The 21,150-nt window shown below is 68.5% G+C and carries 23 protein-coding genes and 2 tRNA genes; 7 read left to right on the top strand and 18 right to left on the bottom strand.

Annotated features, from left to right (window positions below; all coding sequences use genetic code 11):
* Positions 1-8: 8 nt before the first annotated feature.
* The 8 genes from BRM1_RS09895 to BRM1_RS09865 form a co-directional block, all read right to left on the bottom strand.
* Positions 9-365 (bottom strand): hypothetical protein, encoded by a 357-nt coding sequence (locus BRM1_RS09895; RefSeq protein WP_160951972.1) that lies wholly within the window; start codon positions 363-365, stop codon positions 9-11.
* A complete protein-coding gene (locus BRM1_RS09890) occupies positions 362-790 on the bottom strand; it encodes a hypothetical protein (RefSeq protein ID WP_268525557.1) in 429 nt (142 codons plus the stop codon). Before BRM1_RS09890 ends, BRM1_RS09895 begins: the two co-directional genes overlap by 4 nt.
* Positions 762-1,382, bottom strand: a complete 621-nt coding sequence (locus tag BRM1_RS09885) for a hypothetical protein (RefSeq protein ID WP_268525555.1) — start codon at positions 1,380-1,382, stop codon at positions 762-764. Before BRM1_RS09885 ends, BRM1_RS09890 begins: the two co-directional genes overlap by 29 nt.
* Positions 1,383-1,635: 253 nt before the next feature.
* Positions 1,636-3,027 carry an AAA family ATPase gene (locus BRM1_RS09880; RefSeq protein WP_268525553.1) on the bottom strand — a complete coding sequence of 464 codons (1,392 nt, stop codon included), beginning with the start codon at positions 3,025-3,027 and terminating at the stop codon, positions 1,636-1,638.
* Positions 3,024-3,323, bottom strand: coding sequence for a hypothetical protein (locus BRM1_RS09875; protein WP_160954377.1), 300 nt, complete (start codon positions 3,321-3,323; stop codon positions 3,024-3,026). Before BRM1_RS09875 ends, BRM1_RS09880 begins: the two co-directional genes overlap by 4 nt.
* Entirely contained in the window at positions 3,320-3,484 is a 165-nt protein-coding gene (locus tag BRM1_RS09870; RefSeq protein ID WP_160954378.1) for a hypothetical protein, read from the bottom strand. The genes BRM1_RS09875 and BRM1_RS09870 overlap by 4 nt, the downstream gene beginning before the upstream one ends.
* The gene (locus BRM1_RS14065) at positions 3,481-3,663 is read right to left on the bottom strand and encodes a DUF6011 domain-containing protein (protein WP_442864355.1); all 183 of its coding nucleotides are present in this window, start codon (positions 3,661-3,663) and stop codon (positions 3,481-3,483) included. The genes BRM1_RS09870 and BRM1_RS14065 overlap by 4 nt, the downstream gene beginning before the upstream one ends.
* Positions 3,664-3,759: 96 nt before the next feature.
* Positions 3,760-3,981 carry a helix-turn-helix transcriptional regulator gene (locus BRM1_RS09865; protein WP_268525551.1) on the bottom strand — a complete coding sequence of 74 codons (222 nt, stop codon included), beginning with the start codon at positions 3,979-3,981 and terminating at the stop codon, positions 3,760-3,762.
* On the opposite strand from BRM1_RS09865, the gene BRM1_RS09860 reads away from it, so the two are divergent.
* The gene (locus BRM1_RS09860; RefSeq protein ID WP_160954372.1) at positions 3,968-4,720 is read left to right on the top strand and encodes a hypothetical protein; all 753 of its coding nucleotides are present in this window, start codon (positions 3,968-3,970) and stop codon (positions 4,718-4,720) included. The genes BRM1_RS09865 and BRM1_RS09860 overlap by 14 nt on opposite strands.
* Before the next feature lie 11 nt (positions 4,721-4,731).
* Positions 4,732-5,919 (top strand): tyrosine-type recombinase/integrase, encoded by a 1,188-nt coding sequence (locus tag BRM1_RS09855; RefSeq protein ID WP_160954371.1) that lies wholly within the window; start codon positions 4,732-4,734, stop codon positions 5,917-5,919.
* An 80-nt stretch (positions 5,920-5,999) separates the two neighbouring features.
* On the opposite strand, the gene BRM1_RS09850 is transcribed toward BRM1_RS09855, so the two are convergent.
* From BRM1_RS09850 to dnaA, 10 genes are all read right to left on the bottom strand, one after another.
* A tRNA-Ala gene (locus tag BRM1_RS09850) sits at positions 6,000-6,072 on the bottom strand.
* A 186-nt stretch (positions 6,073-6,258) separates the two neighbouring features.
* Positions 6,259-6,332: transfer RNA gene (locus BRM1_RS09845), tRNA-Ile, on the bottom strand.
* A gap of 121 nt (positions 6,333-6,453) precedes the next feature.
* The gene (locus BRM1_RS09840) at positions 6,454-7,704 is read right to left on the bottom strand and encodes a DUF3566 domain-containing protein (protein ID WP_268525548.1); all 1,251 of its coding nucleotides are present in this window, start codon (positions 7,702-7,704) and stop codon (positions 6,454-6,456) included.
* A complete protein-coding gene (gyrA, locus tag BRM1_RS09835) occupies positions 7,701-10,421 on the bottom strand; it encodes a DNA gyrase subunit A (protein ID WP_442864238.1) in 2,721 nt (906 codons plus the stop codon). Before gyrA ends, BRM1_RS09840 begins: the two co-directional genes overlap by 4 nt.
* 103 nt (positions 10,422-10,524) lie before the next feature.
* Positions 10,525-12,519 (bottom strand): DNA topoisomerase (ATP-hydrolyzing) subunit B, encoded by a 1,995-nt coding sequence (gene gyrB, locus BRM1_RS09830; protein WP_160953592.1) that lies wholly within the window; start codon positions 12,517-12,519, stop codon positions 10,525-10,527.
* Between the two features lie 190 nt (positions 12,520-12,709).
* Positions 12,710-13,423: a M50 family metallopeptidase gene (locus BRM1_RS09825; RefSeq protein ID WP_268525545.1), complete on the bottom strand. Its 714-nt coding sequence runs from the start codon at positions 13,421-13,423 to the stop codon at positions 12,710-12,712.
* Between the two features lie 17 nt (positions 13,424-13,440).
* Positions 13,441-13,950, bottom strand: a complete 510-nt coding sequence (locus tag BRM1_RS09820; RefSeq protein WP_160953594.1) for a DUF721 domain-containing protein — start codon at positions 13,948-13,950, stop codon at positions 13,441-13,443.
* The gene (gene recF, locus BRM1_RS09815) at positions 13,943-15,091 is read right to left on the bottom strand and encodes a DNA replication/repair protein RecF (RefSeq protein ID WP_268525543.1); all 1,149 of its coding nucleotides are present in this window, start codon (positions 15,089-15,091) and stop codon (positions 13,943-13,945) included. The genes BRM1_RS09820 and recF overlap by 8 nt, the downstream gene beginning before the upstream one ends.
* Entirely contained in the window at positions 15,091-16,245 is a 1,155-nt protein-coding gene (dnaN, locus tag BRM1_RS09810; protein ID WP_202410982.1) for a DNA polymerase III subunit beta, read from the bottom strand. Before dnaN ends, recF begins: the two co-directional genes overlap by 1 nt.
* A gap of 538 nt (positions 16,246-16,783) precedes the next feature.
* Entirely contained in the window at positions 16,784-18,316 is a 1,533-nt protein-coding gene (gene dnaA, locus BRM1_RS09805) for a chromosomal replication initiator protein DnaA (RefSeq protein ID WP_442864236.1), read from the bottom strand.
* 425 nt (positions 18,317-18,741) lie between these two features.
* On the opposite strand from dnaA, the gene rpmH reads away from it, so the two are divergent.
* Genes rpmH through BRM1_RS09780 form a run of 5 tightly spaced genes read left to right on the top strand, consistent with a single transcriptional unit; the run spans position 18,742 to position 21,143 of the window.
* Positions 18,742-18,879 (top strand): 50S ribosomal protein L34, encoded by a 138-nt coding sequence (gene rpmH, locus BRM1_RS09800; RefSeq protein ID WP_160953597.1) that lies wholly within the window; start codon positions 18,742-18,744, stop codon positions 18,877-18,879.
* A 23-nt stretch (positions 18,880-18,902) separates the two neighbouring features.
* Positions 18,903-19,241, top strand: coding sequence for a ribonuclease P protein component (gene rnpA, locus BRM1_RS09795; protein WP_268525539.1), 339 nt, complete (start codon positions 18,903-18,905; stop codon positions 19,239-19,241).
* Entirely contained in the window at positions 19,238-19,633 is a 396-nt protein-coding gene (gene yidD, locus BRM1_RS09790; RefSeq protein ID WP_268525537.1) for a membrane protein insertion efficiency factor YidD, read from the top strand. The genes rnpA and yidD overlap by 4 nt, the downstream gene beginning before the upstream one ends.
* 36 nt (positions 19,634-19,669) lie before the next feature.
* Positions 19,670-20,623, top strand: a complete 954-nt coding sequence (gene yidC, locus BRM1_RS09785; protein WP_160953599.1) for a membrane protein insertase YidC — start codon at positions 19,670-19,672, stop codon at positions 20,621-20,623.
* 7 nt (positions 20,624-20,630) lie between these two features.
* Positions 20,631-21,143 carry a Jag family protein gene (locus BRM1_RS09780; RefSeq protein ID WP_160953600.1) on the top strand — a complete coding sequence of 171 codons (513 nt, stop codon included), beginning with the start codon at positions 20,631-20,633 and terminating at the stop codon, positions 21,141-21,143.
* Positions 21,144-21,150 lie beyond the last annotated feature (7 nt).

Below are 21,150 nucleotides of genomic sequence, written 5' to 3'. Positions count from 1 at the left end.
GCTGCGCATCACCGGGCCTCCCGCATCTCCGTGAACCGGTTGAGCAGCCGACTCGTCTGCGCGATCCGATCCAGGGGCTCAGCATCCGGATTCGTCATCTCATACGCCTCCCGCACAAGCGCATCCGCGTCACCACGAGACGAAGCGATGATGTGCCGGCCCGCAGCCTGGTGCAGGCCCTCGATGACCGCCCACCGCTTCACCGCCTCCCCATCACTCGGAGGCACGGGCAGCCCGTAGAGCCACTCCTCGCCCTCGAGGGCTGCGCGTACCGCGCTGTGCGCCTGGGGGTCGGCCTCCGACACGTGGGCGGTCGTGGGCGGCTCACCCCGCAATGCCCTGAGAATGTCGTTATCACCGGTCATGCTGCTCTCCTCAGATTCGTGTAGGTATGGACAGCCTCGCGGGTGAACTGAGACCCGACACGTTGAGCGTCGATGTGGCCCGCCGCCGCCAGCTGCCGGACCCTGCGAGTCGAAACCCCCAAGAGCCCGGCAGCCTCCCGGCTGTTCAAGCGGCCACCAACAAGGCCGCTCGGGATTGACTCTGCCGCCTCAGTGCCGATTTCCGCCCTGATGTTTCCGGGAACGGAATCTGGTTCGAAGTTCGCTCGTGCCGCCCGCAACCGCCGCATCGTGTCCTCGAACTCGCGCAACATCACAGGCGGCAGACTGCGCGCCAGCCGCTTGCGCGCCTCCTCCTCCGGCCCCAGCAAGGTCAGCAGGATCACCGCGCCGGCCGGGGTCACCGCCGCCGACAGGTCAGCGTTCGAGGTTCTGCGGTAGATCACCGGGAGCCACCCCCTCGAGCGCCTTGCCCACCCACTCCCGAGCCACACTCAAGGAACGCTCGTGCTGTTCCGCACTCAAGTCCAAGTCGAGGAACACGCCCTGCAACACGAACATGAACAGGCGGGCAGTCTGCTCCTCGACCTGCACTCGGCGCGCCTCAAGGTCATGCCGGCCCAACACGTCCAAGACCTTCACCGTGCGGTCGAGAGCACGCTCATACAGTGCCAGCTCCACGCGGGGTTTCTCCTCCCCCATCGCCGCATAAGTGGGGTCCGTGAGGGCATTGACGCGGGCAGCCAGAGCATCCTTCATCGCTACGATTTCTCGCGCGGCTTTCCCCAGTTCGATCACCGGGTCACCCACGGGTTTCAGACCCTCATGGGCAAGAGCCGCGGCCGCATCGGCTCGAGCCTGAGCCACCGCGAGAGTCTGCTGCGCCTTGCGTTTCACGGCCGGGGTTCGGCCACCGTGGGCGGTGCACACGGACCCGCCCCTGATTGCGTACTTCCCGCACTGCTGGCCCTTGCGGTTCGTCGCCGTGCACCGGCGTTCCGTGGGGTAGTTGGCGGTGGGTTCGTCCCAACGGCTCACAGGTCGTTCCTTTCGCAGGGATGGTAGGTGATGGGGTCAGCGGTGGTGAGTGCGCGGAGGGCTGCTGAGGTCGTGATGATGATGTGGTTGGGGTGGTCCCACATGTCGTGCCAGGGCACGGTGCAGGTGGGGGCCGTGAGGTGGTGGAGGGGTGGGGCCGTGGTGCTGCCGCAGGTTGTGCAGATGGGGTGTTGGCGGCGTATGAGGAGGCAGCGGCCGTGGATGGGACGTGAGCACGAATGGCAGGTGGGGTTCATGCGCTCTCCTTGTGGGTCTTGGCGCAGTTGAGGCAGTGACCGTCGTTGTCGCGGGCGGTGCGCCACTTGGTGTTCTTGCCGCAGAGACTGCAGCCGACGTTGCCGTTGGTGTCTTGGGCGGCTTCGTAGGGGTCTGCGGCCTTACCGAAAATGTCTGTCGGTTCGTCGGGGTCCTCGTGCTTGAGCTGACTGAGCTGACTGGCGTTCGGGGGTGTGTTTTCCCTGGTCAGTCCAGTTGGCTCACAGTTGGCTCTCTCCACGCTTCGCGAGCTGACTGTGAGCTGACTGGGCTGACCTGCGGAAACGTGTGTTTTTGTGTCAGTTGGCTCAGTCGGCTCACGGTCGTGAGCGACCTGGTTCCCACTGATGGACGGGTGCTCCCAGACTGTCGTCGTCGGCACTGTCTTAGTCCGCCTGTGGGCGACACCCAGACGCTTCTTGGAGCGCTTCAAGGTTGCCTCGGAAAATCCCTCTGCGCGCCCGGCCTTGACGATATCGGCGCGGGCGAACTCGAAGGGTTCCCGGTCAAGGTACGACAGCAGCCATTCTCCGCACTCGCTCACGTCGTCGTCCCCGTCCGCTACCGGGCGGTTGATGATCTCGGCTACGTCCACTTCGCTGGGGGTGATGTTGCCAATGGCGACAACCTCGACAGTCTCCCCCGAGATGGGCACGGGGACGCCTGTCAGCTCGAACTCATAGGTGCCCTTCGTCTTGGAGTAGTTGGACTTCTCCTGGGTCATGTAGTGCTTGCCGGTCTCGTCATCGGTGGCGAAGGCCCAGTATGAGCGGGTGAGGTCTCGCCATGCGTGAGAGCCGGAGAGCTTGTCGCCAACGCTGCCTGTGCCCTTCCCGAAGTGGGCGATGAGGATCACAGCGAGGTCCAAGTCCTGCGCGAGCTTGGAGATGGGTTCGAACGCCCTCCGCACGTCGATGACCTTGTTCGGGTCACCGTCGATAAACGATGCTGCGGGATCGAAGATCACTAGGCGCACATCATGTTCGATGATCGCCTCGCGCAGCTGCGTCACGTCGATGGGCAGGACGGCTTTCGTCTCGAAGGATTCCCCGGTGTCTTCCACGTAGGTCTCAACGTCGAACTTGAGGATTCGGTCAAGGTTCGCACCCGCAGCCATGAGACGGGGGACAACTGTCGTCTGCCAGTCATCCTCCACCGAGACAATGAGGGTGTTCACTGGCCCTTGAACGTCACCGTGAAGCTCACCGCGTGACCCTCGTGCAGCCACGTCGAGGACGAGCGTCGATTTCCCTTCGCCTCCTTTGCCTCCACATGTGGAGAGGGTGTTGAGCGGAAACTGGTCCTCCACGAGCCACCGCATTTTGCGGGGTGTGATGGTGGAGGCGGGAGTGACGCGGGGTATCCTCATGCGGCCTCCTTTCGTGTGGAGCGGATTCGATTCGCTGCCCGGGTGGCGAGTGTGGCTTTGAGCGTCTGCTGTAGGTGGTCCTCGAGCACGTCGGCTGCGCGCACACGCCTGGCCAGTGCCGCGAGGAACTCATCATCGGAAAGCGCGGCCGCCTGCTCCCCTGCCGTGTACCCGTCGGCGTATCCGAGGCCGTAGCCGTACTCGATTGCGCTGCGGTGGACCCGGTTCATATCCGACGCTGTGACGGTCATACCGCCCACGAATCCGCGGCCGGCGTCTGCACCGAGGGTGCTCATGCGTCCCACCCCTTCGGCTTGGCCCACCACTTGCCGCGGGAGTCCACCCACGTTGTCGTGTAGTCGGTGGTGCCCGCGTCCTTGATGGTGAGGGCGCGCGCCACAGTCTCGACTGCGGTGGGCTGGGAGGTATCGTGGTGGTTAGTCTTTGTAGTGCTCATCGTTGGGTCTCCTCCCTGGAGGTCTGAACGTTGGGTTCGGCGGCCTCGGCGCGTGCATTCTTGTCGGTATGCGCGTCGGGGTCGTTTTCGTGTCGGCGTCGGCATATCGGCCCGGCCCCGGCTGTGATGCTCCGGTGGTCCCAGAGTGGTGCGCCGCAGTGCTGGCAGCGGACCGTCACCGCGAGGCCCAGAGCGTCAGCGCGGGCGCGGAACTCTGCGAACTCCTTGTCAGTGATGTGGGCTGAGGTGGCTTCCGTTGTCAACGAGATCACGTCTCAGGCTGCCGGGTCCGGGTCGGCCTGCTCGTTGATCCATGCTTCTACGTCGGCGCGGGAGAAGCGCAGGTGACGGCCGAACTTGTGCGCCCGCGGCCCCTTCCCTTCCGTGCGCCAGCGGTAGATCGTCTGTTTCGGGACGTGGATGTATGCGGACAGCGAGTCCGCCTCAAACCATTCCGGAACTGCGTCAGTCGTATAAACCTGCATGTCGTTCTCCATTTCATTGGCGGTCTGTGAACGTGAACACTCGCACGATACCACGGGTGTTCATCGATTGTCTGCGAACCTCAAACATGCCATGATTACTTCCATGAGCAACAGCGCCGCGGGGCGGTTACGCCCCCGCATCACCCCTTCAAACAACGACGGGGTATCCGACGAGTGGTTAGGGCATCTCGTCCCGGACGACACTTCGTTCGCCGAGCTGCCCGGAGACTACTGGCATCGTGTCGAGGTCGAGGGAGTCAACTTCCCCCTCTGGGCCAGATTCGGCCAGACCGAAATGGGGGACTTCGTTGTCACCGGAATGCTCTTGGGAGAGCCTGACGAATCGCAGGCCATTGGAACCGGTGCGCTGAGCAAGATAGCTATCAACGACATCCTCGCGGTGGCTAATGACCTGTCGGAAACAGACGGTCGCATCATCGAACACGCAAGTGACTTCGTGGGGCGCGTACCGACGCCCGGAGGTCAGCCCACGGATGATCGCGTTTACGCGGAAGCAGCGCGGGCATGGGCACTTGCGAAAGCACTGAACGGTACTGCGACAGTCTCGACCGTTGCGAACCTACTAACCACGTCCCGACCGACTGCATCAAGACGAATCCAACGTGCGCGCAGTGAGGGACTCTTGAAAGCGGAGACCGAGCGGCTGGCGAAGATGCCAAGGGCCGCAATCGAAAACGAAGCACGTGAGTCTGCCTTCAACACGAAGTACTTTGAGATGCCGCCCTTCTAGTAAGGAACACCATGCCTAGACCTCGCCTTGAACTCGGCACATGGGGCAAGATCACCCGCACCGAGGTAGCACCCAAGCGGTACCGTGCCCGCGCCCGCTTCCGGGACTTCACCGGCAAGACACGACAGGTCGAAGCCTGGGGCACCTCCGGCGCAGCCGCCCAACGCGCCCTAGAACGAGACCTCCGGGACCGCGCCCAATCCGCAGGCGAGCACATCACCCGCGAGATGCGCATCAGCACCCTCGGCCGGTCATGGCTGGCAGAAATGGAACAGTCCGAACTCAAGCCACAGTCACTAGCCGAATACCGCGCCACGTTCACCCAGCGAATCGAACCGGCCCTCGGTGAGTACGCGATCCGCGAGGCCACGATCTCCGTCCTCGACCGCTTCCTGAAGTCTGTGGCAGCGGAAAGGCCGGCTCTGGGCAAGCAGTGCAAGGTCGTGCTCAACGGCATGTTCGGACTCGCCGCGCGCCATGATGCGATCACCCACAACCCCGTGCGCGAGACGAAGCTCCCCTCACGGCAGCGGCAGGCCGTCATGGCGCTCAGCCTTGACGAAGTGCAGGCACTCCGCCGCGGGGTCTACGCCTGGCAGAACGAACCGGGCACGCACGGCCCCAAGCGGGCGCCCGACCTGCTCGACCTCGTGGACGTGCTGCTTGGCACCGGCCTCCGCATTGGGGAGGTGTGCGCACTGCGCTGGGATGACGTAGACCTTGGAGCCGAGCAGCCTGCAATCGTCGTCTCGGGCACCGTCGTGCGGGTCAAGGGGAAGGGCCTGACGCGCCAGGCTCACCCCAAGACCTCGAGCGGGTTCCGCCGCCTCATTCTCCCGACGTTCGTCGTCGAGACTCTGCTCCGCCGTCAGGTGGAGGCGCAGCCGAACCCGTGGAATGTCGTGTTCCCCAGTGCGGCGGGGACGCTGCGCGATCCGCACAACGTGCGCCGGCAGTGGCGCGACGCTCGCACCGCGGCCGGGTTCGAGTGGGTATCGCCGCACACCTTCCGCAAGACGGTGGCGACGCTCGTGGATCGCACGAGGGACACGGAGAGTGCTGCGGCACTTCTGGGACACTCCGGTACGGCGGTCACGCACGCGCACTACGTGCAGAAGCTCCACGAGGCTCCCGACCTCTCGAATGTGCTCTCCCAGCTGGGGGCGAACAGGCCGGGGCTGATCGAAAAAGGTGGGTAAGCGTGGGGTATGTGACCCCATAGCGAAAATGCGAAAGGCCCTGGCTGGGTGTTATCCCAGGCCAGGGCCTCTGTTGGTTGTGGAGGTAAGGGGACTCGAACCCCTAACCCCCTGCTTGCAAAGCAGGTGCGCTACCAATTGCGCCATACCCCCAAGGTCCGGCCAGCCTACACCGAATCGGTGAACTGGGACCAGGCTCGGTGACCGCTCATCCTGCTGCGCCGCTGGCTGGCGAGCAGGCCCGCCAGGGCTGCGAGGATTCCCGCGATCGGCAACCACGTCTTCATGAGCGCTCCGCTCCTTGGAGTCCAGGCTCCGGTGCTGTCTCAGGGTGGTGCGTGGGCCTAAGAGGACTTGAACCTCTGACCTCTTCGTTATCAGCGAAGCGCTCTAACCGCCTGAGCTATAGGCCCCTGTGAACCGAACCAACTATATAGGCAACGCCGGGGCCAAGCAAAATCGCAGCGGCGGCGTCCCCGCAGGGAAACCGCCGCCGCGATCGCGTCGGGTCCGCGCCTGTGCGCGGCCACCGTGTCAGTCGTCGGAGAGCGTGAGGTGGAAGCCGCCCACGATGGATGCGCCGATGTTGTACAGCAGCGCGAACAGCGTCGACAGCGCGGTCATGAGCACGATGTTCACCACGGCCAGGATGATCGCGAAGCTGAGGATGCGCCCCAGCCCGAACAGGCTGAGCAGCTGGTCCGCGCTCTCCGTGCCCGCGATCTCGCCCAGCGTCGACTGGAGGTTCTGCAGCGTGCCGGTCGCCTGCAGCACGAGCCACAGCACGAGCGCCGCGATGACGGTCGCGATGCCGATCGCCACGGACAGCAGGAACGTCATCTTCATGACCGACCACGGGTCGATCTTCGACACGGTGAGCTTGACGGTGCGCGGGCCCTTCTTCTTCGCGGACCCGCCCATCTTCACGCCGGACGAACTGGCGCGCACCGACTCGCCCTCCCCGCGGGGCGCCGCGCTGGCCCCCTGGGGCGCGGACCCGCGCTGCGAGCCCTGGCCCGCCGTGCGCTGCACACCGCCGCGCGGCGCACCGGCGCCGGCCCCAACAGCGGCACCCGCTCCGGCACCCGCGGCCGCGGCGCCGGTGGCCCCGCTCGGCTGCGAGCCGCGCGGCTCGGCTTCGCGCACCGGGGCGTCGTCGACCCGCAGCTGCACCGCGGTCTGCGACCCCTGGGCCTGCGCGCCCTTCGAGTTCGGCCCGGAGATCCGCACCTGCTTCTTCGGCGGCGCACCCGGGCCCTTCTTCGCACCGTCGCGCTCCGCTCCCGCGACGCCAGCAGGCCGCTCCTCGCGGGCGCCGGCGCCCGCAGTGGCGCCACCGTCAGATTCCGATGCCTCGGATGCGCCCGGCCTGCCGGCCGGCATCGCGATCGTGCGTGCGTCGGCGTCGCCGGACTTGCCGCCCGCCTCCTCCGCAGCCTCGCGGCCGCCGGCCGCCGGTGCCTCGGGGGCCCGCTGTGCGGACTTCGCCGCGGGGGCGGGCTCGGAATCGCCGGCGCGCTTGGCCTCGGCCGATTTCGCCTCGCCCGGTTTCGCCTCCGCCGATTTCGAATCCGTGCCCTGGGAGCCGCGCATGCCGTACTGCGGCCGCTTGGGCTTGCCGGGCTTGCCCGCAGCGGGACCGTCGCCGGTGCCCTGTTCGCCTTCGCGCTGGGGGCGGGGGCCCTCGGCGTCCTGGTCGGAGGGCTTGGCGCCCCCGGCGGTCAGTCGCGTGGACCCCGCCGAGGTGCGCAGGACCTTGCCGGGCTTCTGCTCGTCGTCGCTCACTGCTGCTCTTCACCTTCGCTTCCGGCCTCAGCCTCAGGGGTGTCGGTTCCATCCGCCGCACCGGGCCCATCGGGCGACTCGGCCGCGCCCTCGTCGACGACGGCCCGGACCTCGGCGACCTCGGCCTCCGAGGCCACGTCCTGCGCCGCCTCAAGCGCCTGCTCGTCGACCGGGGTCTCGGCCTCGTCCTCGACGATCTGCTCCGGGCCGCGGGTTACGGCAATGATACGGTCCTTCTTCCCGGGCTTGGCGAACACCACGCCCATGGTGTTGCGGCCCTTGGCGGGCACCTCGTCGATCGCCGAGCGCACCACCTTGCCGCGCTCCATGACGACGAGGACCTGCTCGCCCTCGCCCACGATGAGGCCGCCCACCAGGTCTCCGCGCTGCTCGGTGACCTTGGCGACCTTGATTCCGTAGCCGCCGCGGCCCTGCACGCGATACTCCTCGACGGGGGTCCGCTTGGCGTAGCCGCCCTCGGTGACGACGAAGACGAACGTGCCCGGCGTGAGGACGTCCATGGCGAGCAGCTCGTCGTCGTCCTTGAACTTCATGCCGGTGACGCCGGACGTCGCGCGGCCGGTGGGCCGGATCGTCGAGTCATCGGCGGTGAAGCGGATCGACATGCCCTTGCGGGAGATGAGCAGCAGGTCGTCATCGGCCATGACGAGACGGGCGGAGACGAGCTCGTCGGCCCGGCCCTGCTCGTCCTCGCGCAGGTTGATCGCGATGACGCCGCCCGTGCGGTTCGAGTCGTACTCGGACAGGCGCGTCTTCTTCACGAGCCCCGAGCGGGTGGCGAGCACCAGGTAGTCGGCGGCCTCGTAGTCGCGGGTGGCGAGCACCTGGGCGATCGTCTCGCCCGGCTGCAGCGCGAGCAGGTTCGCCACGTGCTGGCCCTTCGCATCGCGCGAGCCCTCCGGCAGCTCGTAGGCCTTCGCGCGGTAGACGCGCCCCGTGTTCGTGAAGAACAGCAGCCAGTTGTGCGTCGAGGTGACGAAGAAGTGGTCGACGACGTCGTCCCCGCGCAGCTTGGCGCCCGTGATGCCCTTGCCGCCCCGGTGCTGGGCGCGGTAGAGCGCGGACTGGGTGCGCTTGGCGTACCCCCCGCGGGTGATCGTGACGACGACCTCCTCCTCCGGGATGAGGTCCTCCATCGACACATCGCCGTCGAAGCCGGCGAGGATCTTCGTGCGGCGGTCATCGCCGTAGCGGTCGACGATCTCGGCCAGTTCCTCGGAGACGATCTCGCGCTGGCGGTCCTCGCTGGCGAGGATCGCGTTGTACTCCTTGATGAGCTGCTCGATCCGCGCGGCCTCCTCGTCGATCTTCTGCCTCTCGAGGGCCGCGAGGCGGCGCAGCTGCAGGTCGAGGATCGCGTTGGCCTGGATCTCGTCGACCTCGAGCAGCTCCATGAGGCCGGTGCGGGCCTCCTCGGAGCTGGGCGAGCGCCGGATGAGGGCGATGACCGCATCGAGGGCGGAGAGCGCCTTGAGGTAGCCGCGCAGGATGTGGGCGCGCTCCTCGGCCTTGCGCAGGCGGTAGCGGGTGCGGCGCACGATGACGGTGATCTGGTGCTTGACCCACAGGCGCAGGAACGCGTCGAGGGAGAGCGTGCGCGGCACGTTGTCCACGAGCGCGAGCATGTTCGCGGAGAAGTTCTCCTGCAGCGAGGTGTGCTTGTAGAGGTTGTTGAGCACCACCTTCGCCACGGCGTCGCGCTTGAGGACGATGACGAGGCGCTGGCCGGTGCGGCCGGAGGACTCGTCGCGCAGGTCGGCGATGCCGGCGACCTTGCCGTCCTTGACGTAGGAGGCGATCTTCGTGGCCAGCGTGTCCGGGTTGACCATGTAGGGCAGCTCGGTGACGACCAGGCAGGTGCGCCCCTGGATCTCCTCGACCTCCACGACGGCGCGCTGGGTGATCGAGCCGCGCCCGGTCCGGTAGGCGTCCTCGATCCCGGAGTGGCCGAGGATCGTCGCCCCGCCCGGGAAGTCGGGGCCCTTGACGAGGCCGATGAGCGCGTCGAGCGCCTCCTCGCGGCTCGCCTCGGGATGGGAGAGCAGCCACTGAGCGCCGGCGGCGAGCTCGCGCAGGTTGTGCGGCGGGATGTTCGTCGCCATGCCCACGGCGATGCCGGCGGAGCCGTTGGCCAGCAGGTTGGGGATGCGCGAGGGGAGGTAGACGGGCTCGAGGTTGCGCCCGTCGTAGTTCTCCTGGAAGTCGACCGTGTCCTCTTCGATATCGCGGACCATCTCCATGGCCAGCGGGGCCATGCGGCACTCGGTGTAGCGGGGGGCCGCCGCGCCGTCGTCGCCGGCGGAGCCGAAGTTGCCCTGCCCGGCCACGAGCGGATAGCGCAGCACCCACGGCTGGACGAGGCGGACCAGCGCATCGTAGATCGCGGAGTCACCGTGGGGGTGATACTGGCCCATAACGTCGCCCACGACGCGCGCGCACTTGGAGAAGTTGCGGTCCGGCCGGTAGCCGTCGTCGAACATCGCGTAGATGATCCGGCGGTGCACCGGCTTGAGGCCATCGCGCACGTCGGGCAGGGCGCGGCCCACGATCACGCTCATCGCGTAGTCGAGGTAGGAGCGCTGCATCTCCAGGTTGAGGTCCACCTGCTCGATGCGGGAGAGGACATCGCCCGCGGCGCCCGCGCCGCCCTGCGGTTCCGCGCCCTCGGGCTGGGTGTTCTCGGTCTCGTCGGCCACGCCTGTGCCGCCCTTTCGCTGTTCGTCCCGCGCCCCTGCGCGGCTGGGTCAGTGTGCGCTCGCGCGCGCAGCCCGCTCCCCCGGCGGGGGCGCGGGCGGATGGTCACACGTCGAGGAAGCGCACGTCCTTCGCGTTCTCCTGGATGAAGCGCTTGCGGGAGTCGACGTCCTCGCCCATGAGGACGGTGAAGATCTCGTCGGCGAGGATCGCGTCCTCCAGCTCCACCTGCTTGAGCAGGCGGGTGTCCGGATTCATCGTCGTCTCCCACAGCTCGTGGTAGTTCATCTCGCCCAGGCCCTTGTAGCGCTGGATGCCCTGCTGGTTGGGCAGCCGGCGCCCGGCGGCGCGGCCCTCGGCCAGCAGCCGGTCGCGCTCGGCGTCCGTGTAGGCGTACTGGTCCTCCGCGTTCGTCCACTTGATGCGGTAGAGCGGCGGATTGGCCAGGTACACGTAGCCCTGCTCCACCAGCGGCTTCATGTAGCGGAAGATGAGCGTGAGCAGCAGCGTCGTGATGTGCTGGCCGTCCACGTCGGCATCGGCCATGAGGATGATCTTGTGATACCGCAGCCGGGACATGTCGAACTCGTCGCCGATCCCGGTGCCGAACGCCGTGATCATCGACTGGACCTCGTTGTTGGCCAGCGCCCGGTCCAGCCGGGCCTTCTCCACGTTGAGGATCTTGCCGCGCAGGGGCAGGATCGCCTGGGTCTCCGGGTCCCGGCCCTGGACGGCGGAGCCACCGGCGGAATCGCCCTCGACCATGAAGATCTCGCTGATCGCGGGGTTCTTCGACTGGCAGTCGCGCAGCTTGCCCGGCATTCCCGAGGTCTCGAGGAGGCCCTTGCGGCGGGTCGCCTCGCGCGCCTTGCGGGCGGCGAGCCTGGCCTGCGAGGCCTGGATGGCCTTGCGCACCACATCCTTGGCCTGGTTGGGGTTGGACTCCATCCAGTGGCCCAGCTCATCGCGCACCACCCGCTGGACGAACGTCTTGGCCTCGGAGTTGCCGAGCTTCGTCTTCGTCTGCCCCTCGAACTGGGGCTCGCCCAGCTTGATCGAGATGACGGCGGTCAGGCCCTCGCGGACATCGTCGCCCGTGAGGTTGATGTCCTTCTCCTTGAGCAGCTTCTGCTCGCGCGCATAGGCATTGATGAGGCTGGTCAGCGCGGTGCGGAAGCCCTCCTCGTGCGTACCGCCCTCGTGGGTGTTCACCGAATTGGCGTACGAGTGGACGGACTCCGTGTAGGCGGTGGTCCACTGCATCGCGACCTCGAGGGCGATGAGCTGGTCCTTGTCCTCGGACTCGAACGCGATGACGTCCGGGTTGATCGCCTCGGACTTCTTCTGCCCGTTGAGGTACTCGACGTAGTCGAGCAGGCCGTTCTCGTAGCGGTAGGTCACCTCGCGCGGCTTGAACTCGGCGTCCTCGTCGTGGAGCTGGACGTCGTCGTCGTTGACCTCCGGGCGGCGCTCGTCGCGCAGGGTGAGCGTGAGGCCCTTGTTGAGGAACGCGGTCTGCTGCAGGCGGGCGCGCACCGTCTCATAGCTGAAGGCGACCGTCTCGAAGATCTCCTCGTCCGGCCAGAACGTGATGGTCGTCCCGGTATCGGACACGGGCTCGCCCTGGGCGACCTCCGCCGTCGGCACGCCGCGCACATAGTCCTGCGTCCAGACGCTGCCCTCCGTGTGCACCTCCGCGAAGAGCCGGGAGGACAGGGCGTTGACGACCGAGGAGCCCACGCCGTGCAGGCCGCCGGAGACCGCGTAGCCGCCGCCGCCGAACTTGCCGCCGGCGTGGAGGATGGTGAGCACCACCTGGAGGGTGGAGACGCCCTCCGAGGGGTGGAGGCCCACCGGGATGCCGCGGCCGTCGTCGACGACGCGCACTCCGCCGTCGGCCAGCAGCGTCACCCGGATGTGGGAGGCGTAGCCGGCCAGCGCCTCGTCGACGCTGTTGTCGACGATCTCGTAGACGAGGTGGTGGAGGCCGCGCTCCGAGGTGGAGCCGATGTACATGCCCGGCCGCTTGCGAACCGCCTCCAGCCCTTCGAGGACGGTGATATCGCTCGCGTCATAGTGCGGGTTGTCATCAACAGCCATGGGTCTCCTTGCTCAGTGGGCGCCTGCCTGTGCGATTCTACCGCGCGCGGGGCCCGGATTGCGCCAATCGGGCGGTGACTGTGGACGCGGATTCGCCCCTATCCGCCCGCAGGCGCCGATTTCCGGCGCTCGGGGAGCCTCGGCCGTAGGGGATCTCATGGCCAGGCCCGCAACAGCGCCTGCGCGGCTCTCACACGATCGAGGCGAACGCCCATCCGGCCGCGGCGATGCAGGCCGCGATGACGAGGGCCATGAGGAGGAGCCACACCGCCGCCGGCACTCCGGTCGCGCGGGCCATGAGCGCGGCATCGCTGTCGCCCGTCCGGCCGCGGGCGTGGGCGCGCAGCACGTTGCCGAAGCCGCGCAGGGAGCCCACGAGGAAGTACGCGCCCACGCCGCCCACCACGGAGCTCAGCCAGGCACCGGGCAGCCAGCCCAGCGCGCCGATCCCGAGCGCCAGCACGATGAGCACCGTCAGCCAGGTCAGCGCCCCGCGCATGAAGACGAGCGAGACCACGAGGACGAGCAGGCTGAGCGCCAGGGCCGTGCCTGCCCTGCCCCACAGCGCGGCGGCCACGAGTGCGGCGCCGTAGATCGCCGGCGCCGGATACCCGAAGAACGTGGAGAACGGCGCCGATGCGCGCGTGCCCGTCGAGGTCGTGAGTCCGGCGTGGTCGCCGGAGATCCGGATGCCCACGACCCGGCGGCCGGTGAGCAGCCCGGCGAGCCCGTGGCCCAGCTCGTGGACGACCGTGACGACGAGCCCGCTGTAGGCCCAGACCGCGCGCGGCAGGACCAGCAGCGCGGCGACGACGGCGGCAAGGCCCACCGCGAAGGCCGCGGATTCGTCGACCGGGGTGGGCTGGAGGGAAGCGGCGCAGATGCGCTCCAGGATCGGCGGCATCCGCTCAGGCTAGCGACTCAACCATAGGTATCCCTGGGTCCGCGCCCGCGCACCGAGCGCCGCCCGTGCTTCCACGACCGCTGGGCCGGGCCCAGGATCGTGATCTCGTCGATGACCCGCCGCCCCAGCTCGCGCTCGAGCCGGTCGAGCAGCGCCTGGGACATGAGCCGCAGCTGGGTGGCCCAGGTCGTGGACGAGGCCCGGACGACGAGCGCCGGCGGATCGCACGTCTCCGGTTCGCAGTGCGCCGCGACGTCCTGGCCGACGAGCTCCGGCCAGCGGCCCATGAGCGCGCCCACGTCCAGCGACGCGCGCCAGCCCCGCGCCTGGGTGAGCGTGCGGATCTCGGCGACCAGCGGCTTCGGGTCCCGCGCATCGGCCCCGGCCCCCGTATAGGAGACCTCCGCGATGCTGCGCACGGTCCGGCGCAGGCTGCCCGTGTACCGCCCCGCGGCCACGTCGCCCATGCGCCGGACCCGGTCGAGGGCCTCGAGGGCGGCGATGGGCGTCCCCGCCGGCTCAGCCATCGCCGTCCTCGCCGCGCACCGCCGTCAGCTCGTCGAGGTCGACGACGCGTCCGCTCAGGTTAGCCGGGATGTCCCCGGCGACGGCGGCCGTGATGAGCACCTGCTCCGCCGGGGCCACGAGCTCGGCCAGCCGCTCGCGGCGGGCGGCGTCGAGCTCCGCGAAGACATCGTCGAGGACAAGCACGGGCTGCTCCGCCGGATCGTCGGAATCGCCGGTGAGCACGCGCCAGCCCGCGAGGCGCAGGCCGAGCGCCAGCGACCAGGACTCGCCGTGGGAGGCATAGCCCTTGGCCGGCACGCCCCCGATCGTGAGCTCCACATCGTCGCGCTGCGGGCCCACGAGGGTGAGGCCGCGCTCGATCTCCGGGCGCCGCCGGCGGGCCAGCGCGTCGACGATGACCTCCTCGGCCGCGGCGGCATCGGCCACGCCGGCGTAGTCGATCCGCGAGGCGTAGACGGCCTGGGCGCTGCGCCGCTCCTCCTTGGCACCGGCGGCCAGCACCGCGAAGTCCGCGCTGAGCGGGGCGGCCAGCCGCTCGAGCAGCGCGCGGCGGCCCAGCACGAGCTGCGCGGCGGCCTGCGCGAACGCCCGATCCCAGATCTCCAGCGTCGCCTCGAGGGACTCGTCGGGCTGCGCGCGCAGGGACTTGAGCAGGGCGTTGCGCTGGCGCAGTGCGCGGTCGAAGTCGCTGATGACCGCGGCGTAGCGCGGGGCGCCGGTGACGAGGAGGGCGTCGAGGTAGGCGCGCCGCTCCGCGGGCTCCCCCTTGACCAGGCCCAGGTCCTCGGGAGCGAAGACGACGCACGGCAGCAGGCCCAGCAGCTCGCGGGTGCGCACGCCCTGGCGGTTGATGCGCGCCGTGTTCGCGCCTCGGGCCCGGACCGTGACCTCCAGGGTGACCTGGCGGCGGCCCCGGTGGGCGAGTGCGGAGACGGTGGCCTGCTCACGGCCGGCGCGCACGAGCGGCAGGTCCTGGGAGACACGGTGCGAGGACAGCGAGGACAGGTAGCCCAGCGACTCGACGAGGTTGGTCTTGCCCCACCCGTTCGGTGCGGCGAACGCCGTCACCCCCGGCTCGAGCTCCAGGTCGAGCAGCGCATAGGAGCGGAAGTCACGCAGTGAAAGCCGCGAGACCCACATCAGAACCTGAGGATGGGCATGAGCAGGTAGCGGTAGGACGGGTCGTACTCGCCGTCGGGGGCGGACTGCCCCGTGATGACGACCGGCTTCTTGGGCTCGGTGAGCGAGAAGCGGACGAACGGCGCGTCGATCTGCGCGAGGCCCTCGGAGATGAAGTGCGGGTTGAAGCCCGTCGTGATGTCCTCGCCCTCGATCTGCGCCTGCAGCGCCTCGGTGGCCTGGGCGTCGTCGCCGGCACCGGCGCGCAGCACCAGGGAGCCGTCTGCGAACTCGAACTTGATGGGCGTGTTGCGCTCCGCGACGAGGGAGACGCGCCGCACGGCCTCGCGCAGCGCCGAGGTCTCGAGCACCGCGGTGATCCCGACCTCCTTGGGGAAGAGCGAGCGCACCTTCGGGTAGTCGCCCTCGACGAGCAGCGAGGTGGTGACGCGGCCGTTGCCGCTGAAGGCGAACATGTCCTTGCCGCCGGACTCGGCGAGGGCGATCTCCACGTCGCCGCTCATGGCCTTCGCGGCATCGCCGAGGGTGCGCCCGCGCACCAGGGCCGTGGCGGAGACGTCGGGGCGGCGCGGGTTCCACGTGAACTCGCGCACCGCCAGGCGGTAGCGGTCGGTCGCCAGCAGGGTCACGGTGTCGCCCTCGATCTCGACGCGCACCGCGGTGAGGATCGGCAGCGTCTCGTCCTTCGACGTCGCGATGCCCACCTGGGACACGGCGTGCTGGAACTCCGAGGACGCGATGACCCCGGTGGTGTCCGGCACGGTGGGCAGGCTCGGGTAGTCCTCGACCGGCATGGTCATGAGGGAGAAGCGCGAGGAGCCGCAGGTCAGATCGACCTTCGTGCCGTTGAGCTCGAGGGTGACGGGCTGGGCCGGCAGCGCGCGGGCGATGTCCGCGAGCAGCTTGCCGGAGACGAGGAACGTGCCGGGGGCCTCGACCTCGGCGGAGATCTCCGCCCGGGACGAGACCTCGTAGTCGAAGACCGCGAGCTGGACCGTGCCATCGGCCTGCGCGGTGACGAGGATGCCGGTGAGCACCGGAACCGCGGGGCGCTGCGGCAGGGACTTCGTCGCCCAGGTGACGGCGTCGGCGAGGACGTCGCGCTCGACCTTGAACTTCACAGGGGCTTCGGCGTTCACATCTCTCCTGGTCATCAGGTTTCCAAGCGGCAGCGCAGGCCACCGGACCGGGCCGCCGGAGCGCACAGGCGCGTGGCGGCGGGCAGCTGGGGGCATGCGACGACAGCCGACTTTACACGATGCCCGGCGTGTCCCGTTGGCGCAGTGCGCCGTCCGTGATGGACTGTGCCGTTGCAGTGAGCGCCGATGTTCGAATCAGCCCCTCGAGCTCCCGGTCGAGTGCGCGCAGTCGAATCGCGTGCGCAGCCCGGACGAGCCCCCGGGCCGAGCAGTGTGCGGCGCGCCCTCTCCTTCGTCATGTGAGTACAGCAGAAGTATTAGCACCTGTGGAAGCTGTGTAATCACATCGCTGTCATCGGGTGTTCATGCGGCCAAGCGGCCGGCGGGCCCGGTGGACGGCGTGTGGAGAACGGCGCCCGGGGCAGGGGACGATTGTGAGTTACACCGATGTGCCTCCACACCCGTCCACCGGGGCGACGCCGTGCGTTCATTCACCGTACCCAGGATGTGAGCCGTTTCCCACAGGGTTGTCCACACGTGTGGACGCGGCGGATCATAGCCGATGCTGTTGTTTGATCCTGTTTGTGAGCTCAGTGACCTGGGTGTAGAGCGCCCGCCGCTCGGCCATCTGGGTTCGAATCTTCTTGTTCGCGTGCATGACCGTCGTGTGATCGCGCCCGCCGAACTCCTGGCCGATCTTGGGCAGGGAGAGGTCGGTGAGCTCGCGACACAGGTACATCGCGATCTGCCGCGCGGTGGTGAGCGTGCGCGAGCGGGAGGTGCCCTGGAGGTCTTCGAGGGTGAGGCTGAAGTACGCCGCCGTCTGGCCCATGATGTCCGTGGCCGTGATCTCCGGGGTGTCGTCGTGGGTGATGAAGTCCTTGAGCACGGCCTCGGCGAGCCCCACGTCGATGACCTGGTCGTTGAGATTGGCGAAGGCGGTCACCCGGATGAGCGCGCCCTCGAGTTCGCGGATGTTCGACGAGACGCGCGAGGCGATGTACTCGAGCACGTCGTCGGGCACCGCGAGCGACTCCGCCTTCGCCTTGTTGCGCAGAATCGCGATGCGGGTCTCGAGGTCCGGCGGCTGCACATCGGTGAGCAGGCCCCACTCAAAGCGCGAGCGGAGCCGCTCCTCGAAGCCCTTGAGCATCTTGGGCGGCTGGTCCGAGGTGATGACCACCTGCTTGTGCTCGTTGTGCAGTGCGTTGAACGTGTGGAAGAACTCCTCGACCGTGGCATCCTTGCCCTGGAGGAACTGGATGTCGTCGATCATGAGCAGGTCGACCTCGCGGTAGCGGCGCTGGAAGGCCGGGCGCAGCGAGTTCGATGTCGTCGACGAGCCGATCGTGTTGATGAAGTCGTTGACGAACTCCTCGCTGGAGACGTAGCGAACGCGGATGTTGGGGAACAGCTGCGCGGCATAGTGGCCGATCGCGTGCAGCAGGTGGGTCTTGCCCAGGCCGGAGTCGCCGTAGATGAAGAGGGGGTTGTAGGCCTTCGCCGGCGCCTCCGCCACCGCGAACGCGGCAGCGTGGGCGAAGCGGTTCGAGGCGCCGATCACGAACGTCTCGAACGTGTACTTGGGGTTGAGCTGGGCACCCGCGGACGCCTCGTCGGCCCCCGCCATGGCGGGCACCCGGCCCTCCGGGCCGCCGTCGCCCGAGGCGCGCCGCTCATCCGGGGCGGGCCCCGCGGCGGGCTGGGGCTGGGCCTGTGGCTGGGACTGCGGCGGCGCCTCGGGAGCGGCCGAGGCCTGGGTGCGGGCGGGCGGCGGCACGTCGGACTGCTCCTCGACGGCGATGGCGAAGGCGACGTCGTGGCCGAGCGCTGCGGAGAACTCGCGGGCGAGGGGCTCGCGCAGCTGGGTCTCGATCGTGTTGCGCGTGAGCTCATTGGGCACGGAGAGGACGACGAGCTGACCCTGGACGAGGGCCTTGGGCTCGGCCAGGCTGAGGAATCCCTTCTGGCCTCGGGTGATGCCGGAGTCCCCGAGGAGGTTGGCCAGCACCTGCTCCCAGGTCTCCGCCAATTCGCCGCGGTCCGAGTCCTCGCTCACGTCGTCCTCCTGCAGGTGTGCATCCACCGGGCCCCTCCGGTGTGGACAGACCCGCGCTTTCGTTCCACACAGTTTTCCACAGTTTGTGGAGCGCTTCTCCCGCAGCCCCGGATTCATCCACATTGGTGGACAAACATGTGGAAATCACACCCGTGTGAGTTGTGGACCGGGCTGTTCACCCGGGACTGTGAATAACGTGTGGACGCCCGGAGACGGCCCCGTGCGCCCCGTGTGGTGCCCCTCACGGGTGCGGTGAGGGAATTGACCGGCCGCCCCGGCGCCGCCTAAAGTGGAGTGTCCTGTGTTGCGGGCCCGCTGGTGTGTGCGACTTCCCCTTGGCCTCGAGGCGCAGGAGCGCGAGTCGGATCCAGACACCCCCGGGTGGGATCCGCTGCGCGCACGTCCCAGAGCGCACGAGCGCTGCACCCGACGAACCGACCGGAGAGACCCAAGTGAGCAAGCGTACGTTCCAGCCCAATAACCGCAAGCGCGCCAAGACGCACGGCTTCCGCCTGCGCATGCGCACCCGTGCCGGCCGCAGCATCCTCGCCGCCCGCCGCCGCAAGGGCCGCACCAACATCTCTGCCTGACCGTGCTGCCGGTCCAGAACCGGGTGAGGTCGGCCGACGACTTCCGGCGCGCATTCCGCTCCGGGGTCAGGGCAGGCTCCCGCGTTCTGGTCCTCCACGCCGCGAAGGCCGACCGATCCCACGCCGTGCGCGTGGGATTCGTCGTCTCCAAGGCCGTGGGCAACGCCGTGGTCCGCAACCGCGTGAAGCGCCGGCTGCGCGAGATCATGCGCGCCCGGCTGGGCGCGCTGGCCCCCGGCCTCTACGTCGTGCGGGCGCTGCCGGCGGCAGCCGCGGCGGATTTCGGCGCTCTCGAGGCGGCCCTCGATCGGGTGCTGCCGGAGGCGCAGCGCAAGCTCGCCGGCCGAGCGGAGGGCCGATGAGGGCCGCGAAGACCCGCGAGGAGGACACGCCGTCATCGCTGCCGGCGTGGCCGCACGGGGCGTGGGCGAGGATTGGACACGCGCTGCTCCTCGCGCCCCGGATGCCGTTCGTCTGGTTCATGCGGGCCTATCGGCTGCTGGTCTCCCCGCTCTACGGGCGCGTGTGCCGCTACTACCCCAGCTGCTCGAAGTACGCGCTCGACGCCTATGAGGCCAAGGGCGCGATCGTGGGCACCGCGCTGACCGCGTGGCGGCTGCTGCGCTGCAACCCCTTCAGTAGGGGCGGCGTGGACTACGTGAGCGGCTCCGTCCTGGCCCGCCGCAGCGCCGCCCTGCACGGGCAGGACCGCACCGCTGGCAATGGCACAATAGACCGAGTACCCAATGCATAAGGGCCCTGGCACAGTCACGGCTCGAGGAGATGTCGAATGGACTGGCTAGGAAAGCTGCTGCTGCCGCTCGAGTGGGTGGTGGCGTGGATCCTCACCTTCTTCCACCAGGTGCTCACCTCGATCGGCATGCCCGCCGACGGCGGCTGGACCTGGGTGGCCTCGATCGCCCTGCTCACCGTGGTGGTGCGCGCCCTGCTCATCCCCCTCTTCGTCTACCAGATCAAGGCGCAGCGCAAGATGCAGCTGCTGCAGCCGGACATCCAGCGGCTGCAGGCGAAGTACAAGGGCAAGAAGGACCAGTTCTCGCGCCAGCAGATGGCCGAGGAGCAGCAGGCGCTGTTCAAGAAGCACGGCACGAACCCGTTCGCCTCGTGCCTGCCGCTGCTCGTGCAGCTGCCCATCTTCTTCTCGCTCTTCCGCGTCATCCGCGCCACCGCGGCAATCGCGACCGGCGAGCAGGCGCCCATCGGCGGCCTCACGCAGGAGCTCGCCCAGCAGGCCGAGGCCTCCTCCGTGTTCGGCATCCCGCTGTCTGCGACGTTCATGAGCGACGGCGCGGCCGTCAAGGTGCTCACGGCGCTGCTCATCATCATCATGGCCGCGACCCAGTTCCTCACCCAGCGCCAGATGATGACGAAGAACATGTCCGAGGCGGCGCTGAACAACCCGTTCATGCAGCAGCAGAAGATGCTGCTCTACGTCATGCCCGTGGTGTTTGCGATCGGCGGCATCTACTTCCCGCTCGGCGTGCTCGTCTACTGGCTGGTCTCCAACACCTGGACGATGGTCCAGCAGCACGTCGTCATCCGGAACATGCCGGCGCCGGGGTCCAAGGCGGAGAAGGAGATGATGGAGCGCCGTGCGCGCCGCGGCAAGGAGCCGCTGCCCGGTGCCAAGCCCATCGAGATGGCCGAGGAGGCCAAGCCCGCGAGCGGCCAGCGCCAGCAGCCGGTGAGCAAGAACCGTCAGAAGAACAAGAAGAGGAAGTAGGTCGCCGATGACTGAAGAGAACACCGCGGAGGACGCGAAGCCCACCCGGGCGCAGCTGCTCGAAGAAGAGGGCGATATCGCGGCGGACTACCTCGAGGAGTTCCTCGATCTCGCCGATCTCGACGGCGACATCGACATCGACGTCGTCGACGGCCGCGCCCAGGTCGCCATCGTCTGCGACGACGACGAGGCCGGCGGCCTCGACGACCTCGTGGGCCGCGACGGCCGCGTGCTCTCGGCGCTGCAGGAGCTCACGCGCCTGGCCGTGCAGACTTCAACCGGCCAGCGCTCGTGGCTCATGCTCGACATCGACGGCTTCCGCAGCCGCCGGCGCGACGATCTGGCCGCGCAGGCCGATCGTGCGATCGAGCGCGTGCAGGAGACCGGCGAGGCCGAGGCGATGGCGCCGATGAACTCGTTCGAGCGCAAGGTCGTCCACGACCAGGTCGCCAAGGCCGGGCTCGTCTCCGAGTCCGAGGGCGAGGGCGACGGCCGCCACGTCGTCATCCGCCCGGCCTGAGCCCAGG

This window comes from Brevibacterium sp. BRM-1, assembly GCF_026802075.1.
Lineage (GTDB): Bacteria > Actinomycetota > Actinomycetes > Actinomycetales > Brevibacteriaceae > Brevibacterium > Brevibacterium rongguiense.
Note: the sequence above shows the minus strand (reverse complement) of the source record. Positions and strands in the feature narration are given on the sequence as shown.

Coding starts and splice junctions, on each gene's coding strand:
- BRM1_RS09865 (WP_268525551.1), bottom strand. CDS start 3,981: ATGGAGAACGACATGCAGGTTTATACGACTGACGCAGTTCCGGAATGG.
- BRM1_RS09880 (WP_268525553.1), bottom strand. CDS start 3,027: ATGAGGATACCCCGCGTCACTCCCGCCTCCACCATCACACCCCGCAAA.
- BRM1_RS09870 (WP_160954378.1), bottom strand. CDS start 3,484: ATGAGCACTACAAAGACTAACCACCACGATACCTCCCAGCCCACCGCA.
- BRM1_RS09820 (WP_160953594.1), bottom strand. CDS start 13,950: ATGGCTGAGCCGGCGGGGACGCCCATCGCCGCCCTCGAGGCCCTCGAC.
- yidC (WP_160953599.1), top strand. CDS start 19,670: ATGGACTGGCTAGGAAAGCTGCTGCTGCCGCTCGAGTGGGTGGTGGCG.
- BRM1_RS09895 (WP_160951972.1), bottom strand. CDS start 365: ATGACCGGTGATAACGACATTCTCAGGGCATTGCGGGGTGAGCCGCCC.
- BRM1_RS09780 (WP_160953600.1), top strand. CDS start 20,631: ATGACTGAAGAGAACACCGCGGAGGACGCGAAGCCCACCCGGGCGCAG.
- yidD (WP_268525537.1), top strand. CDS start 19,238: ATGAGGGCCGCGAAGACCCGCGAGGAGGACACGCCGTCATCGCTGCCG.
- BRM1_RS09875 (WP_160954377.1), bottom strand. CDS start 3,323: ATGAGCACCCTCGGTGCAGACGCCGGCCGCGGATTCGTGGGCGGTATG.
- BRM1_RS09860 (WP_160954372.1), top strand. CDS start 3,968: ATGTCGTTCTCCATTTCATTGGCGGTCTGTGAACGTGAACACTCGCAC.
- BRM1_RS09855 (WP_160954371.1), top strand. CDS start 4,732: ATGCCTAGACCTCGCCTTGAACTCGGCACATGGGGCAAGATCACCCGC.
- dnaN (WP_202410982.1), bottom strand. CDS start 16,245: ATGACCAGGAGAGATGTGAACGCCGAAGCCCCTGTGAAGTTCAAGGTC.
- gyrB (WP_160953592.1), bottom strand. CDS start 12,519: ATGGCTGTTGATGACAACCCGCACTATGACGCGAGCGATATCACCGTC.
- recF (WP_268525543.1), bottom strand. CDS start 15,091: ATGTGGGTCTCGCGGCTTTCACTGCGTGACTTCCGCTCCTATGCGCTG.
- BRM1_RS09825 (WP_268525545.1), bottom strand. CDS start 13,423: ATGCCGCCGATCCTGGAGCGCATCTGCGCCGCTTCCCTCCAGCCCACC.